The 15,425-nt window shown below is 50.4% G+C and carries 19 protein-coding genes; 10 read left to right on the top strand and 9 right to left on the bottom strand.

Annotation, left to right across the window (positions count from 1 at the left end):
- Nucleotides 1–18 precede the first annotated feature (18 nt).
- Nucleotides 19–894: a phosphotransferase family protein gene (locus NOM72_RS06790; protein ID WP_255998347.1), complete on the top strand. Its 876-nt coding sequence runs from the start codon at nt 19–21 to the stop codon at nt 892–894.
- A gap of 94 nt (nt 895–988) precedes the next feature.
- Here NOM72_RS06790 and NOM72_RS06785 read toward each other — a convergent pair whose 3' ends face one another.
- The 4 genes from NOM72_RS06785 to NOM72_RS06770 form a co-directional block, all read right to left on the bottom strand.
- Nucleotides 989–1,234, bottom strand: coding sequence for a hypothetical protein (locus NOM72_RS06785; protein WP_023468288.1), 246 nt, complete (start codon nt 1,232–1,234; stop codon nt 989–991).
- 85 nt (nt 1,235–1,319) lie between these two features.
- Nucleotides 1,320–1,805 (bottom strand): tetratricopeptide repeat protein, encoded by a 486-nt coding sequence (locus tag NOM72_RS06780; protein ID WP_255998346.1) that lies wholly within the window; start codon nt 1,803–1,805, stop codon nt 1,320–1,322.
- Nucleotides 1,806–1,877: 72 nt separating this feature from the next.
- Complete coding sequence (locus NOM72_RS06775) at nt 1,878–2,321, bottom strand: MarR family winged helix-turn-helix transcriptional regulator (RefSeq protein ID WP_023468290.1); 444 nt, start codon at nt 2,319–2,321, stop codon at nt 1,878–1,880.
- Nucleotides 2,322–2,392: 71 nt separating this feature from the next.
- On the bottom strand, nt 2,393–3,469 hold the full coding sequence (locus tag NOM72_RS06770; RefSeq protein WP_231681756.1) for a GTP pyrophosphokinase: 1,077 nt from the start codon (nt 3,467–3,469) through the stop codon (nt 2,393–2,395).
- 140 nt (nt 3,470–3,609) lie between these two features.
- On the opposite strand from NOM72_RS06770, the gene NOM72_RS06765 reads away from it, so the two are divergent.
- Entirely contained in the window at nt 3,610–4,746 is a 1,137-nt protein-coding gene (locus NOM72_RS06765; RefSeq protein WP_255998345.1) for a Six-bladed beta-propeller, TolB-like protein, read from the top strand.
- A 131-nt stretch (nt 4,747–4,877) separates the two neighbouring features.
- Here the strand turns inward: NOM72_RS06765 and NOM72_RS06760 are convergent, their stop codons facing one another.
- A complete protein-coding gene (locus NOM72_RS06760; protein ID WP_023468292.1) occupies nt 4,878–5,300 on the bottom strand; it encodes an organic hydroperoxide resistance protein in 423 nt (140 codons plus the stop codon).
- 108 nt (nt 5,301–5,408) lie between these two features.
- Between NOM72_RS06760 and NOM72_RS06755 the strand changes: the two genes are divergently transcribed.
- A complete protein-coding gene (locus NOM72_RS06755) occupies nt 5,409–5,840 on the top strand; it encodes a MarR family winged helix-turn-helix transcriptional regulator (RefSeq protein WP_023468293.1) in 432 nt (143 codons plus the stop codon).
- A 17-nt stretch (nt 5,841–5,857) separates the two neighbouring features.
- Here NOM72_RS06755 and NOM72_RS06750 read toward each other — a convergent pair whose 3' ends face one another.
- Nucleotides 5,858–6,313: a hypothetical protein gene (locus NOM72_RS06750; RefSeq protein WP_023468294.1), complete on the bottom strand. Its 456-nt coding sequence runs from the start codon at nt 6,311–6,313 to the stop codon at nt 5,858–5,860.
- A gap of 127 nt (nt 6,314–6,440) precedes the next feature.
- On the opposite strand from NOM72_RS06750, the gene NOM72_RS06745 reads away from it, so the two are divergent.
- From NOM72_RS06745 to NOM72_RS06730, 4 genes are read left to right on the top strand one after another with little or no spacing between them, the layout of a single operon-like run.
- The gene (locus tag NOM72_RS06745; protein ID WP_023468295.1) at nt 6,441–6,932 is read left to right on the top strand and encodes a PH domain-containing protein; all 492 of its coding nucleotides are present in this window, start codon (nt 6,441–6,443) and stop codon (nt 6,930–6,932) included.
- Nucleotides 6,929–8,377 carry a PH domain-containing protein gene (locus tag NOM72_RS06740; RefSeq protein WP_255998344.1) on the top strand — a complete coding sequence of 483 codons (1,449 nt, stop codon included), beginning with the start codon at nt 6,929–6,931 and terminating at the stop codon, nt 8,375–8,377. The genes NOM72_RS06745 and NOM72_RS06740 overlap by 4 nt, the downstream gene beginning before the upstream one ends.
- Before the next feature lie 34 nt (nt 8,378–8,411).
- Nucleotides 8,412–9,332, top strand: coding sequence for an alpha/beta hydrolase (locus NOM72_RS06735; protein WP_255998343.1), 921 nt, complete (start codon nt 8,412–8,414; stop codon nt 9,330–9,332).
- Nucleotides 9,333–9,350: 18 nt separating this feature from the next.
- Nucleotides 9,351–10,142 carry a PP2C family serine/threonine-protein phosphatase gene (locus NOM72_RS06730; RefSeq protein WP_055968101.1) on the top strand — a complete coding sequence of 264 codons (792 nt, stop codon included), beginning with the start codon at nt 9,351–9,353 and terminating at the stop codon, nt 10,140–10,142.
- 35 nt (nt 10,143–10,177) lie between these two features.
- Here the strand turns inward: NOM72_RS06730 and NOM72_RS06725 are convergent, their stop codons facing one another.
- A complete protein-coding gene (locus NOM72_RS06725; protein ID WP_255998340.1) occupies nt 10,178–10,324 on the bottom strand; it encodes a hypothetical protein in 147 nt (48 codons plus the stop codon).
- 148 nt (nt 10,325–10,472) lie between these two features.
- Between NOM72_RS06725 and NOM72_RS06720 the strand changes: the two genes are divergently transcribed.
- Nucleotides 10,473–11,069, top strand: coding sequence for a hypothetical protein (locus NOM72_RS06720; RefSeq protein WP_023468300.1), 597 nt, complete (start codon nt 10,473–10,475; stop codon nt 11,067–11,069).
- A gap of 21 nt (nt 11,070–11,090) precedes the next feature.
- Nucleotides 11,091–12,275: a hypothetical protein gene (locus tag NOM72_RS06715; RefSeq protein WP_174316314.1), complete on the top strand. Its 1,185-nt coding sequence runs from the start codon at nt 11,091–11,093 to the stop codon at nt 12,273–12,275.
- Nucleotides 12,276–12,322: 47 nt separating this feature from the next.
- Here the strand turns inward: NOM72_RS06715 and NOM72_RS06710 are convergent, their stop codons facing one another.
- Both NOM72_RS06710 and NOM72_RS06705 read right to left on the bottom strand, forming a co-directional pair.
- Nucleotides 12,323–12,733 (bottom strand): hypothetical protein, encoded by a 411-nt coding sequence (locus tag NOM72_RS06710; RefSeq protein ID WP_023468302.1) that lies wholly within the window; start codon nt 12,731–12,733, stop codon nt 12,323–12,325.
- A gap of 84 nt (nt 12,734–12,817) precedes the next feature.
- Nucleotides 12,818–14,281 carry a potassium/proton antiporter gene (locus NOM72_RS06705; protein ID WP_023468303.1) on the bottom strand — a complete coding sequence of 488 codons (1,464 nt, stop codon included), beginning with the start codon at nt 14,279–14,281 and terminating at the stop codon, nt 12,818–12,820.
- Between the two features lie 160 nt (nt 14,282–14,441).
- Here NOM72_RS06705 and NOM72_RS06700 point away from each other — a divergent pair, with 160 nt between their 5' ends.
- Nucleotides 14,442–15,314 (top strand): SDR family NAD(P)-dependent oxidoreductase, encoded by an 873-nt coding sequence (locus NOM72_RS06700; protein WP_058713086.1) that lies wholly within the window; start codon nt 14,442–14,444, stop codon nt 15,312–15,314.
- The last annotated feature ends 111 nt before the right edge of the window (nt 15,315–15,425 follow it).

Below are 15,425 nucleotides of genomic sequence, written 5' to 3'. Positions count from 1 at the left end.
TGTCAGAAAGGAGTCTTCATGTTACCTTCGCATCCCTTACTCACGCACGTTGTAAGCAAAAGACAGTTATCTGGTCGATCGCGCCAAGCCGTCTGGTCCGTCAAGACGGCAACAGCGCACTACATCGTCAAGGTCGTGACGGATCCGTCTAGTCGTCAATTTGAACGAGAAGCCGCTGTCGCGATCCCAAAACAAGAGGGAATCTCTCATGCCTTACCGCTAGCGACCGGACGGACCGCAACGACCGCTTACGGTATCTATCCCTACCTCCCCGGACAAACCGTTCGAAGCGTACTCAAGGAGACACCGGAATTAGCACCCCGACTCGGTCAGGAGACAGGGCAAGCGTTGAGACGCATTCATGACGTCACTGCACCGAGCGAAATGACGTCTTGGAGCGAACGTTGCCAGACGAAACATGACCGCTACCGCGCAGCGATTGACGGGTTGCTTGAGCCAACGTGGATCGAGCGTCTTCATCGATTCATTAGCGAGCGGATTCCGTTACTTCAGACACGTCCGAACCAGTTGCAACATGATGACGTTCATCTCGATAATCTCCTTGTCGAGGATGGGCATCTTTCCGCATTCCTTGATTACGGGAATCATGATTATGGCGATCCGTGGCATGATTTCGTCAAATGTGGTCTGTTTCAGGTCGAGACGAGTCCGGTATTTGCCCGTCACTTGATCGAGGGGTATTTCGAGACCGAAGTACCATCCGACTTTTGGCGAATGTATAGTCTTTACATGGCGATGGTCGTCTTTTCAGCACTCGTCTGGACGAAGCGGTTCGATGCAGACGGGTTAGAGGCAATGCAACGACGTGTCCAGCGAATCATTCAGGATCATGCTGGTTTTCAGCGAGACATCCCACTTTGGTATGAGACTTGAACAGCAAGGACAATAAAAACATGATGCGTTCGTCTCTCTTGACTGAGAAACGAACGCATCATGTTTGGTCTGAATCATATATTCGAAGCGATACTTACCACTCGAAGCCTTCTTCACTATACTTGCCGTTCGAATTGAAGAATCGTTCTTCTGTTTTACCGTTTACCGTACTCGTATAAATGACGTAGACGTCGAGATGATCATTCTGATCCGCCATCTTTTTAGCAGCTTTCTTAGCATCGGCTTCATTCGTATATGTCTCTGACTTGCTTGCCTTGCCGTGTTTTTCTTGCCCTTGTTCTTCATAACCTTCTACTGTCCATACTTTTTTTGATGACATCCTTAACTTCCTTTCCTGCCAAAAGCGAGTCCGCTTGGCTGTTACATTATGCTGTGCAAAACGAGCACTCGTCAACCGTTGCCGTTCATTCTTTGACGATCTCGTCCAAATGATCGGCATAATAACGGATTGCTCGGTCAAATGTCTGGATCGAGGCGTCCGACGACGTCGTAGCAAGACTCTTCAGCAACCGACCGACTGCCTGATCGGCTTGACCGAGATTGTATTCCGTCATCGCGAGGAAGGCTTGCAGGGCATGGGCGTCCGGAAACTCACGGAGCGCACGATGGAACACGTCTGACGCAACTTCGAACTGACCGATGACACGATATGTACTGCCGAGTCCGATATATGCCTGTAAGCGTTCCTTACCTGTAAGACCGAGCGCTAGTGCTTGTTCATAATAGGGAATTGCAGCCTGCTCCTCACCGAGACTATCATGACACCACGCCATCTGATAGAGAACGGTCGGGTCGTTAGGTGCCGTCTCGACATACTGACGGACGACAGCCTTCGCTGCTTCATATTGCCCTGTCTGTCGCAACTGTTGCACCGATTCGAAATCAAACATCGCGTTTCCTCCTCCTGAATTTACTAAAAAACGGATCCGGTCGTCCTGACCGGATCCGTTCGATTGAACAGCTTAGATTGTTTTTTCAAGCTTCGTCAAGAGCGTCCGGAACAGTTCGAGTTCCTGATCCGAGAAGTCCTCGAAGACGTCTGCGAGGTAATCCATCTTCATCGATTCGAGTTTTTCATAGAGCTCGATGCCTTTTGGAGTGGCGCGGAGTTCGACGACACGACGATCGAGTTCGCTTCGCTCACGCGAGATCAACTCTTTTTTCGTCAATTCGTCTGCTAATGCCGTGATCATGCTCGCTGAGAATTGAAACTCTTGCGAGAGGGCAGAGGCGATTTGCGGACTGTTCGCACAAAGGGACTTCAAGATGAAGAACTCATTGCGTGTCAAGTACGTCGTGAACATGCTACGCACGTCCTTCTTGATCGCGCGGTAGTTCATCCGTAATCCTTTTTCTGTATCAACGATCAACTGATCGCGTTGTGCTACTTCTAGTGTAGTTGCCATGTATCGTTCACTCTTTCTATACCGTAGTTTCTTTCACTCGTGATTTAGTATAGTGAAAAATTTTAGTTTAATCAATATTTTTCTCTTGAATCATCTGTTTCGACGACGCGAGCGACTTGGGCGACGATCTCTTCGACGTTGCGCAGTTCTGGATAGAAGCGGCGGAAGAAGTAGTCGATCCGGTGTGTATCTTCGCCAGCAATTGTCAGCGCCATGCAGATATAGGCGATGCCGATTCCTTGACGAGGCAGGAACGGATTCGGCATGACCTTCGCACAGCGTAAGGCGAGCGGACTGTGCGTCGTCACGGCTTCAATCAACTCTCCGTACGTCCGGATATCGACATAATGGAACATCCGAATCAGTTCGTTGATCAGTTGTTGATCGGAATCGAGCATCATTTGCGATGTAACGAGTCGTTTATCGAGCTCGTTTATGACCGGGGAGTGATCGATGAAGTAGTTCAAGTTATCTGCCGTGATCCGGACTTGATGGGGGTCAGACAAGATTTGTTGAACGGTCTCGTCTTCAAATTGTTTCAACTGTTTCTTGATGTTGACGAACTCCTGATCGGCGATTTCGAGTAATCCTGCCACCCGACTGAAGCTGCGCCGGACTTCTGCTGGGACACTGTTCGGATTTTTATATCCGAGATCATGTTCGATCTCCGCCCACGCGTGTTGCAGGATCGAGCGGATTTGGATCTCAGCCGTGTAATCCTTGAAACGACCATACTCGCTCAGGGCAAGCCGCTGATCGCTCAGTGAAGCGACGAAGTGGACCGAGAGATAACCGAATTCTGTCGTATCGAGCAACGTTGACTTATCGACCGATTGATCGCGATCGATCGCGAACTCATTCTCGATGATGCGTGCCGCTTCCCGGACATCGTCATGGAAATAAGTGACGATCCGAATCCCGGTCAAGTCATGGACGTCCTTAAGTGAACGGTATTTATTCGGCTGCCGTAAGACTTTTTGATACAGACTCTCGGAGTCCTTCGTCCGGGCGACGATCGAGTGGTATTTGATGCCTGCCGCGTCGAGCAACTCGGACAAGAGCATCTTCAACTTGTCGGCGTAGGCATCGTATTCTTCCTTATCGTTGACATATTCGAGCATCATCGTATTTAAATCTTGTGATTGCACCGTTTCGCACCTTCCTCATCCTGTAGTCATCTAGCCATATTGTAGCACTCTGCTTCGTTAAACGCACAGCAAGACCCTGTTTGAAGCAGTACGATTCGTGGGAAAAAGACAAGTAGTACGTGTCCGGGAGGAGATTAATCATGGAAATAGTGGATGCCCGTGCTTTACCCGCCGATCATATGGATGTCTTGCATGTCACACCATCGTCGATCTATTTTCGACGTCGTCTTGATGACGCCCGTTACCACATCAGCCGATATGATCTTGAAGATCAGGAACAGGTCGATCTAACGCCAGAAGCCTTGACGGATCACGGACCAACCCGACCGTTCGTGCGGCACGGAAGAGTCTATTGTTTGAATGAACATACGCAAGAGCAGGGCGGGGAGACGGAAGTGCTCGTCATCGATCTCTTGTCCGGTAAACGGGAGCAGATTGCGTCGTTTTATGTCGAAGGAGATTTGACGCTCTACTGGGTGCTCAATGAGAACTATCTCGTATTCTTACAAACGACCGATACGACGTCTGCGTTTTTGTATGACGTCAAGGATGAATCGCGGCAGACGATTCGCGATCCACGGCTCTACGGGATGACGGAGAATTACCGGGAACTCTATTTCTTTCTCGTCACGCTCGAAGAGAAGGAGTACATCGTCTGTAATGCTCGGCTCGATGAGTTCTCGTTCTATGATGCCCTTGAAAGTGGTGTCATCTCACCAGAAGATCCGATCGACCACTCGGAAAGTCTGTTGATTGCCCCACTACCAACCTTGATCGAGGAGATCGAACGTGGTGTTGAGCACTTATCGTTCGCAACCTTGTTGAAGTTAGAAGGGGAAGGGGATACCGTTCAGTATCTCGGAGAACAGGAAGGGCATCTGATCTTCAGTGCCTATACCGATCGTTTGAACGAAGAAATCTTTTACCGGATTGATACGGAAGCGAGTGTCGAAGAGGTTGCCCGGATTCAGTGGAGTGACTATGAACCGCTCGACTTCACGTACGATGACGTCGAGTCGACGATCTTCATCGTCAATGACCGGTCCGAGCACCATCATGAAGTGATCAACTTACGCAACGGTGCCCGATTCCTCGATAAGGAGCCGTTCGAACGTGTCTTACGTGGACGCTTTTATCTACACGAAGCGATCGGAGACGACGCGGAACCAATGGTCACGGTCTATGACGCAGAACACAATGAACGCTACTGGTTCGAGGATGCCTATTATGTCACCGTATCCGGGGAACTCGTCATCTTATCGGTCCATCAACTATGAAAAAAGAGCGGTTGTTCTTTTTGTAAGAGCAACCGTTCATCATCAAGAATATAATTATTTCAACTACCAAAATTATTATAAAAACAAAAACCAGCTGAGAGTAAACCTCAGGCTGGCTAGAAATGCTACACTTATTCTGCGTCAGTCGTACGTGTGTAGACGTCGACTTGGATGTTTCCAGCAGTCGCACGTGAGTAAGGGCAGACCGTATGCGCGACTTTCGCAAGTTCAGCCGCCGCTTCTTCCGAGATCCCACGGACGAGAACATCGAGTTCGACGGAAAGCATGAATCCGTCAGCTGCTTCATTTAATGTCACGTGTGCTGTGACTTCACTGCCATCGTGTTTGATCCCTTGTTTGCGAGCGACCATGTTCAAGGCAGAGTCGAAGCAAGCAGAATATCCTGCAGCAAAGAGTTGTTCTGGGTTCGTTGCTTGTTTTTTCGATCCTGGTACCGGCATTGCGAGGGCGACGTCAAGAATACCGTCCTCCGATACGACGCGTCCGTCGCGACCTCCGACAGCTGTTGCAGATGATGTGAACATTGGTTTCATGTGTGTAACTCCCTTTCGTTGTTAGATTCAAATAAGTAGCTTACAATTAGATTGTATACAATTTAAATCGAAATGCAACTCGTTTGCTCACGATAGGAGGAATTTTTTATGAACCCGTTAGCTTTAGATGAACAACTCTGTTTTCCGTTTTATGCGATTTCGCGTGAGATCACGCGTCGTTATCGTCCGTTACTTGAACCACTTGGTCTGACGTATCCGCAATATCTCGTCATGCTCGTCGTCTGGGAAGAGGAGGGACAATCGCTGAAAGCCATCGGTGAACGGCTCCATCTTGATTCGGGAACGTTGACGCCGTTACTGAAGAAACTCGAAGCGGCAGATCTGTTGCGACGCGTCCGTAAGCCGGAAGACGAACGGCACATCCAGATCTTTTTAACGGATGCTGGTCGTGCGTTACGGAAACAAGCAGAGACTGTTCCGCTTGATCTCGTCCAGACACTCGACGTCGACGAAGAAGACTTACGCGTCGTCAAAGCGGCACTGAATCGTCTCGTCATGAAAATGAGCGACCCGGATTAACCGGATCGCTCATTGTCTTATTTACGGCGGAAACCTTCTTCTTCAAGATAGTTCGCTGCTTCCTTATACGAGTTGAATGCACCGTCTAAAAGATCACCAGCGTAGACGAGCCACGTGTCGATGTCTTCATTGAGCAACGTTAATTCGAACTGGTTATCGTTGACCCATGTTTCTTCGAGTGTTTCGACCGATTGGACCGTCGAGAGTGCTTTGATTGCATCTTCTAATAAGAGAATTAAAGCAGGCTCTGAAAATTCACGGATATTGACGAATCCTTTTTCGTCCGTTTCATAACCTGGTAGACCAGCGGCATAGACGAAGCCGTTTCCGTTCGGATGCAAATGATAGACGAGATTCTTCTTCTCATACTGACTGTCCGGGAATTGGAAATTGACGCGTTTTAGCGAGACATCTTTGCGGACGAGCTGTGGGAAAGTCTCGATAATTCGTAGTTTTTCTTCAAAAGTTAACATGGTTCCTCCTTGGTGTTACAGTTCTTCACTTCTATATATGCGATGAAATCAAACAAAATGTCAACCGCTGTCTGAAACCAAGCGACGTTTTTAACCGTAAATGGAAACGAAAGGAAGTGTTTTTTTGATGTCTACTGTACAATGGCATACGCTGCCAGAACGATCGATTCGAGCAGAACGGCTCGGATTGTTGCCGTTACACGGCTTGATCGCCGTCATTTTGATCGGAACGACGATTACCCAAGTCATGTGGCTCGACCTGACACCTTGGTGGATGGGTATCGCCGGTCTGCTTTGGCTGATCTATTTCATTCCCCGTATCGTCTACATACCCGTTCTTCGCTTGAAGTATATGCGTTATCGCATCGATGAGGAATTTCTCGTCGTCCGCAACGGCATCTTCTTCCGCCGCGAAGTCACCGTGCCGCTCGTCAAGGTGCAATTGATCGATAGCCAAACGGGACCGATCCTGCGTCGCTATGATTTGATCACACTTGATATTCGAACGGCATCCGGCTTCGTCACGTTGTCACGACTCGATCGTGCGCAAGGAGACGCGCTACGCACACAAGTCGAACGCTTTGCGAAACTCGAGGAACGGGAGGAGGAATCGTTATGACCCGGCGAGTCCACCCGCTGTTCATCGTGATGTCGAGTATCTCGATCATCCGCTCGCTCCTGATTCCGTTCGCCGCCTTGATTTTAAATGCGATCCGCAAAGGCGAGATCAACACCTATACGTGGATCGGGATCAGTGTTGGGATTGTGTTAGTCCTCTTATACGGGATCGCCTCCTGGTATTTCTATACGTTCACGATTGATGCCGAGACGATTCGGGTCCGCAAAGGAATTCTCCAAAAAAGTGAACGGACGACGCAACGTAAACGGATCGAGTCGATCGGCATTCAGCAAAACGTCATCGAACGACTGCTGCGTCTTGCGACGTTGACCGTCGAGACGTCGTCCGAGAGCGGAACACCAGAAGTCGAACTAAAGGGAATCCGTCTTGATTTTGCGAAAGAACTAAAGTCGTCGATCAAAAACGAGGGGCAACTCGTCGTCGAAGAACAACAGGAAGAAGTCGCCTATACGATCCCTGTCCGCGATTTGGCATTAGCCGGTGCCTTGTCAGGACGCGTCGGACTAGCGCTCGTCGGAATCGGAACCGCTTATCAATTCATCGATCAGTTCATTGAACGTTATGTCGATCGACTGTTCTCGGAACTCGCGCATTTATCGTTGTTCGTCTTGACGGGACTTGGCGTACTCGTCTTACTCGTCATCTATATCGGCTCGATCATCGTCTATATCTTGAAATACGGTTCGTACCGTGCCGTCTTGCAACACAACCGATTATTGATCGGGTACGGAATGTTGAACCGGACCGAGGTCGCGTTTCATGCTGATAAGATTCAAGCCCTCGTCATTCAGGAAAGCTGGATTCAGCGGTTGATCGGTCGAGCGAGTCTGTCCTTACACATCATCTCGGCGACTGGAGAAAAGGAGCGACTGTTGCTCCATCCATTCATCCGGACGAACGAAATCGATCCGTTCCTAGCGACATATCTGCCGCGCTTTCGTCAGTTCCACCCGCAGCACGAGGTCGCACCGATCGGCTTTCGCTACCGGGTTCGTTGGCCGTTACTCGGTTATGCGCTGTTATTTACAGCACTAAGCAGTGTCGCCATCATCGTCCTTGATTCTTCCTGGCGATTCTTAATCTTGCTTCTATTCATCTGGTTACCGTTCTATTACTTCGCTGTGCGCAGCGGTTACCGAAAGACCCGTTTCGGAACCGGCCACGATCTCTTGATGTTACGCAAACAATGGGTCCAAAAAGAGACCGTCTATACGCCACGACTGAAAATCGAGGAATTGACCTGGTCCGTTTCTCGCTGGCTCGAAGCAAAGGAGATTGCCCGGATTGAGATTCAACTACGGGGCAATACTGCTTTTAACGCGCTTTATTTTGAACGAACGGATATCGATACCTTACAGCGCTGGTATAAACAATCGTTCCTTTCGACCCCGTTAGCAGGGGAAGTGAAAACCGACGACGAATAAGGAAAGACTCACTGTCGGAAAGGAAGCGAAGCACATGCGCAAATGGGGAATCGGCATCGTGTTGCTCGTCACGTGTCTGCTACTGTTCATCGTCTATGATGGATACCGGATGCAAGAAACATTGATCGGTCAGTCGGACGCTTCTCCGATTCTGAAGACGACGAGAACGGACGGACAGGTGACGAAAGACGAGACATGGTTCAAACAAACGAGCGAGACACAGCAATGGTCGAAGGACGGGCTCGTCCGCTTCGGTCGTTATCTACCGGTTGACGGTAGCAAACAGACAGTCCTCCTCGTCCCGGATGAGATGATGTTTTCACAGACCGGTGTTTATGCACTTGCCCGCTATTACCATGAGGCTAATTTCAATGTCTTACTCATCGAACGGCGTGGGCAGGATCGAAGCGGTGGCGTCCGGAATTACGGTTGGCTCGATCGACTGGATGTCTTGGAATGGACGAAGCGCTTGCTTGCTGAAAACGGAGACGATACACGGATCGTCTATCATGGACTCGGTGTCGGCGCAGCGACCGTCTTACTCGCTTCTGGCGAGACCGTACCAACCCAAGTCCGGGCGATCGTCGCTGAAGGAGCTTACGCCCGACTCGACGACTGGCTCAGTCTACTTGCGGACGAACAGATCCGTTACCCGGCACTTCCGTCTCTGACGATCGCGAGCATGTGGAACAAGGGCGAGCAAGATTTCTTTTATGGTGACGTCTCGGTGACCCGTCAAGCAACGAAGAGTCGGGTTCCGACGATGTTCATTCATGGAATGAAGGACGAACTCGTCCCGGTCCGGATGATGTATGAACTGTATCAAGCAAAAACGGGATTAAAACAATTGTATCCGGTTCGCGATGCCGATCATGACGAGACCTACACGATGGACCCGGATAACTACGAAAAACGATTACGCTTATTCTTGCAACCGTACTTGCGGGAGATGTAAAGAAGGGAAGACTGATGCATGCAGACGACACATCCATCCTACTTCTGGGTCGGATCCGACGAACCATTCGTCGACACGAAGCAGATTGACCAGATTGGTCGGGTGACGCTCGGTCGATTCGGAGGCTGCTCAAGAAGCGGTCAATATAAAAACGAAGACGGGGCTGCCATCTTGATCGGCGACGATTGGGAGATGACCGTCGTCTTAGACGCTCATAAGACAGCGGATAGTGCAACACTTGTCTTACAGCAGTTAGCACAACACGAGTCGCGCATTCGGACTGATCTTGATGCCCCACTTACGGACGCATTCCAACGAATCGAGACGACCGTGCTGGATCTATTTCAAGATCCGGACTTTTTAGCGGCGTGTGCGACGTTGCAAGGAGAAACCGCTTGTTTGATTGCCGTCCGGAAAGGGCGCTTCATCTGGTGGTTCTCGGTCGGTGACGTCGTCTTGTATCTGTTTCACCCGGAGCTGATGAAGATGGGACAAGCCGCCTTGAACCAGCGTCAATTCTATGAATGGATTGGACGCGCGAACACGTTTGCGTTACCGGTCCCGAGTTACGCGCGAGGGATCCGCGAATTGCGCCAAGGCGAGAATCAGTTGTTCGTGACGACGGATGGTTTGCTTGAGTGCCCGGGAACCCCATATGCTGACGCGATGCAGATCGAGGAAACTTTACGATCAGGTGGTGTCAAAGAACTTCTCTCGACAATCGAGGCACAGGGTGTTCGTGACAGTACGACGGTCGTTACATGGACCGTCACGATTGACGAACGCGTCACCCAACCTAGTGATACATGAAATAACCCGCGCTCCTGCTTGAGCGCGGGTTATTGTTATTCTGTTTCAGGCGTTTGTTCCTGTTGCTGATCGAGTTCGATCGGTTCTTGGTCTACGGGTGGCTTCGCTTCAGCCAACGGGAAGGCGATGCCCGCACTTGTCAGCAAGGTGATCAAGGCGGCGCTCGTCAATGTTTGACGCATGATCCGACACGTCCTTTCTGTCTGATTCCGACACTATATTTTAATAATTCTGAACATTCTTCATCGTTTCGTCAAGCAATCTTTTACTTCCACTACGTATTTTTCCCAAAAACCCAGTATACTTAAACATGAAAAAGGGGGAAATCGATTGAAATTAACGAAAGCCAACACACGTCTATTAGAAACCGTTTTACCACGCTTGAACCTGAATGTCGCAGAACCGGACCGGACGGAGATTGAAGACCGTCTGCGGGCAGATATCTATGAAGCCCAGCGGAAACAGCGTCCATTCGAAGAGATTCACGGACTATCGGTCGAAGCACGCCTCGATCAGATGATTGCTGAATTACCACAACGACACCGGATGGAGACACAAAAACGCTGGACGCGAAACTATGTCTCGTCGATCCTGATGTTCATCTTCATCGAAGGGATCGATGGATTGTTCCAATTCGCTTTGATTGACTACTTATTCTTCTCGATCATCGCTCTATTCTTGATCGACGCGATGTCACAAGTCATCACGGCACCGAAGCTTAAACAAGTCAAACCGCGGGTGTGGATTCAATTCGTCATCAGCTTCATTTTATTTTCAACCTACAAGGCACTGCTCGTGACGGTCTTCCCGGCACCAGACGTCTTAATTCAAGTCAGCGGAACGCCGTCTTATCTCATCGGCATCGCGGGACTCGTTGGTCTCTACATCTACTGGTCAAAGAATCCGTTACGAAAGCGCGGCGCATAATTCGCGAGAGGAGAGGATTGCGTGGAGTTCACACATTGGAAACGACGGCTGCAAGATCATTTCGAACGAATGGGCTTTTCCCTACTGACGGAACGATTAGCATCGCAGGACATGGTCAAGCTCGAAGCGACACATGGTGCCTTCCTGTTCTTTCCGGTGACGATCCATCTGTATGAGCGGTCCGGCTGGAAGATGGTCGCCTTCGAGGCAAAGACGGAGGAGGAGCCACAACTCGTCGAGCAGCAGATTGCGTCGTTGTTCCAACTCTTGATGGTGACGTTCCAAGAAGAAGAGCGCGAGTTCCTACTCGGATTTCATGCGAATACCGGTCGTTACCTGACGGACCGTAATGCACCCGTCGGACGGCTCGTCCGTCTGATCGAAGAGTGTTGGTATGACGGTGACGTCCTGCGAGTCGACACATTCGATCCGTTTCCGGGACTGTTCGTCGCACCACCTTTTGCCCATCAAAGTTATGCCTTCATGCCGGAAGAACGAACGTGGCGCTTATCCGTCGGGCGCACTGGACGTCCGGCGAACGATTATCGATTCGACGGAACGATTTTATCCCCACACCGCTTACCGGAATCGGAATTATTCACCGTGACACCAAAGACGGTCCCGTTAGAAGACGATAACGCGATCCGGACTTTACTGGAAACAGAACGACAGACGATCGCTAAGTTCCATGATCGCGCCATGGCGACGATTCGGGCGTACGATCCATCATTTGGTTTTGCTTGGCGCGGGACGCAGACATTTTTCCACGGTGTTCCGGTCAATCCATTCGCACAGCGCTTGTGGCTCGAGAACGGCGTGACGCGATACCGGATTCTACAACAAGGATCGACGCGATTGCTTGCTTCCGGTGAGACGTGTGACGCTGTCATCGAAATGCTCGATGATGCCGTCAGCAGTGAAGAACCGGATGGTCAATCCGTCAGTCCGATTGGTCAACTGATCCTCGGGATTTGGCAACAGATCGAGTCGGACGAAGCAACGTATATCACGAACGTCGATTGCCGCGGCATCTCGCGTACACAAGCCGATAACCGGATCCGCCACGCGCTAGCACGACAAGAGACGATCGAGTGGGTGCACCGGGCACCGAACGAAGATGATATTTGTCGCTTTGCCGGTCTGACGTTGACCTTCCCGCATCGTCCACCGGGTGTCATCACGATTGAACGAACGGAAGCAGAATAACACGAACAGGCACGTCCGCGAGTAAGCAGACGTGCCTGTTCGTTTTTTTAGTGCGCGTGCTGTGACAATCGATTAAAGACGACGGACAGACTGTAATAGATCATTGCTGTCAGAGTAGCGATCGTAAAAGAAAGCGGCAGGTCAAATTCGTCCTTCGTCGTCAAGAGAATCAGGAGACTCGCAATCACGATGCCGTACATCCCATAACCAACGACTGTCGGCACATACGCTAGTGTCGTTGAAGAACGATTAATGATCATGCCGATGATAAAGTCGAGTAAAAAGCCGGACAGCAAGATGATTGGCAAGGCGAATAAGACGTATGACAAAAATGTTGAACCGAATGAATCATACATCGTATTCGCTTCCCTCTCTGTAATCGGTGTATAGGATATGTACGTCAGCACAGTGCAAACGAGACCGGTTGTCATAATAACGGCAAGCAATCGCTTCAACATGAATTTTCCTCCTTTATTTTCCTTATTGAGTATACCAATCTACACCAAAAAACACACCCTACTGGAGGATGTGTAAAGAACGACCTATAACCCGAGCGACACGATTAGCCGTCGAACATCCTGATCCGCTTGTTTAGGTGTCAAAATCAACAGTTGATCGTCTACGAGGACACGTGTCTGACCACGCGGCGTCAGAATTTCATCTTCACGAATGATTGCAACGACGAGCACATCCTGGGGCATCTCGATATCCTGTAGCGTTTTTCCGGCAATCACACTGTTTGTCGAGACCCTGACCTCGATGATCTCCGCTTGTGGATGGGTGACGGTCATGAATTTCAGGAACGGTTCGACCGTCGTGTCGTGCTGTGTCTCAAGCCCCATTCGCCGGACGATCCACGGCAAGGCCGTTCCTTGCAAGAGAGCAGACGTCATGACGGTGAAGAAAACGATATTGAAAAGAAGCGGCGCTTCCGCGAGACCACTGGAAAGTGGATAGGTCGCGAGAATGATCGGAACGGCGCCCCGTAATCCGGCTGCCGTGATGACACTCTGTTCTTTGACCGTGTATCGAAACGGCAGCAACGACAAGACGACGGCAAGTGGACGAGCAAGCAGGATCAAGGTCAGAACGATGACGGCCGAGACGAACAAGGTCCGAGGATCGAGTAATTGTTTTGGAAAGACGAGCAGTCCGAGCATGATGAACATGCCGATCTCTGCTAAATGCGACAAGCTGCCACTGAATCGTTTGAGCGTCTCGCGGTAGATCATGTCATGATTGTTGATCCAGATCCCGGTCAAATAGACGGCGAGAAACCCACTGGCGTGCAAAATCGTCGCGAGACCATACGAGAAGAGCGCCCCACTGAACAGAAGCGTCGGATAAAGGGCGGACGATGGCAACTCGATCCGGTTCAGCAGTTGTGTGACGAGATACCCGATCGCAAGACCAACTAGCGTCCCGAGTCCCATCTCGTAGATGAAGGAAAGAATACCCGCACCGATCGAGAACGATTCCGGCGCTAACGCAAACGATGTGAACAAGATTGTCAGGAAGACGGCCATCGGATCATTCGTTCCGGACTCCGCTTCGAGCGTATGTTTGACTTTGGCATCGACCGGTCGTCCACTGAGCAGGGAAAAAACAGCAGCCGCATCAGTCGAGCCGACGAGCGCGCCGATCAATAGCGCGACCGGCCAAGAAAAATCAAGTAATAGATACGCAACGATGGCAATGATCCCGGTCGTTGCCAGGACCCCGACGGTCGCAAGCGACAGGGCAGCGGGGAGAATTTTCCGGAAGTGTGTCCACTTCGTATGCAAGCCACCGTCAAACAGAATCAGCACGAGCGCCATCGTCCCAAAGAGACGAGCTTGCTCGAAATCACCAAAGTTGATGATTCCTGTGACATCTGACCCTGCCACAATCCCGACGACGACGAACAGGATCAACGTCGGTACATTTAACCGGACGGCAAACTTCGTCGTGATGATCGCAATCAATAGTAACGTTCCTGCGACGAATAAGATCGTCCCTTCTTCCATCCGACCACCTCTTTCGTGATAACATGTTCTCCTTTTAGTATACGTTACTTTTTGAAAATTTCGAAAAATAACGTCAAAACAAGGTGTACAAACGAAAAGAAAAAGGAAAACTAGAAACAGAACTATTTGCGTTCAATACGGAACACAAGGAGGAAAAGGGATGAACATCTGTATCGTCACGGGTGCCAACTCCGGCATGGGGATGGTCACGATTCAAGAATTATTGGAACGAGGAGATCGGGTCATCGCTACCGTCCGTTCGCAGAAAAAAGCGACGGCACTCGTGCAACTACTGCGGGAACATGGTGTATCGCATACGCACCTGGAAATCGAGATCGTCCAACTCGATCAACTGGACTCCGTCCGTCGCTTCGCGGATCGTCTGTTTGATTTAGTGGGTCGCATCGACCGCTTGATTTTAAACGCCGGTGTCATGGTACCGCCGTATCATGTCACGAAGGACGGCTTCGAATCACAATTCCAGGTCAACTACTTGAGTCATTTCTATTTGATTGAGCGCTTATTGCCGTTACTTGAGAAAGGGAACGACCCGCGCGTCATCTCGATTTCGTCGCTCGCAGGTGAAGGTGGCTTGATTCGGACCGACGTCGAACTCGAGGCGATCGCTCACGTCAAAAAAGAACACTATAGTCCGATGCGTTCTTACCGCGAATCAAAGCTCCTGCAAATGATTCATATGCGTGAACTGGCTGAAACACACGGCGACCGGATCACGTTCGTCAGCGTCCACCCGGGGATCGTCAATACGGATTTGTTCTATCGCGGCAAGTACGGCAAAGTGATGAAGACGTTACTCAAACCGGTCGCGCAAGTCGGGTACTGGACCGGAAAACTCTATACGCCGGAATACGGCGCAAAGACGGCACTCTATCTCGCAACGACCGACGATCCGCTTGACAACGGCGGCTACTATGCGGATTCCGCTCCACGACTCAGCAATCCGATCGTCGAAGACGACGAGTACCGGGCACAAGCACGGAATCTGTCGCGCCGCTGGGTCGAACTCGCCTGAATGACAAAAAAAACGACCGGCTCGTGGGAAGCCGGTCGTTTACCGTTGTGACGACTGGGGGTCAGATCACTCCTAAAGGATACGTTACATTGAAATAAAATTGTGGAATAT

This window comes from Exiguobacterium sp. LL15, from assembly GCF_024436095.1.
GTDB lineage: Bacteria > Bacillota > Bacilli > Exiguobacteriales > Exiguobacteriaceae > Exiguobacterium_A > Exiguobacterium_A indicum.
The sequence above is the reverse complement of the archived record's forward strand: the minus strand, read 5'-3'. Positions and strand labels throughout refer to the sequence as shown.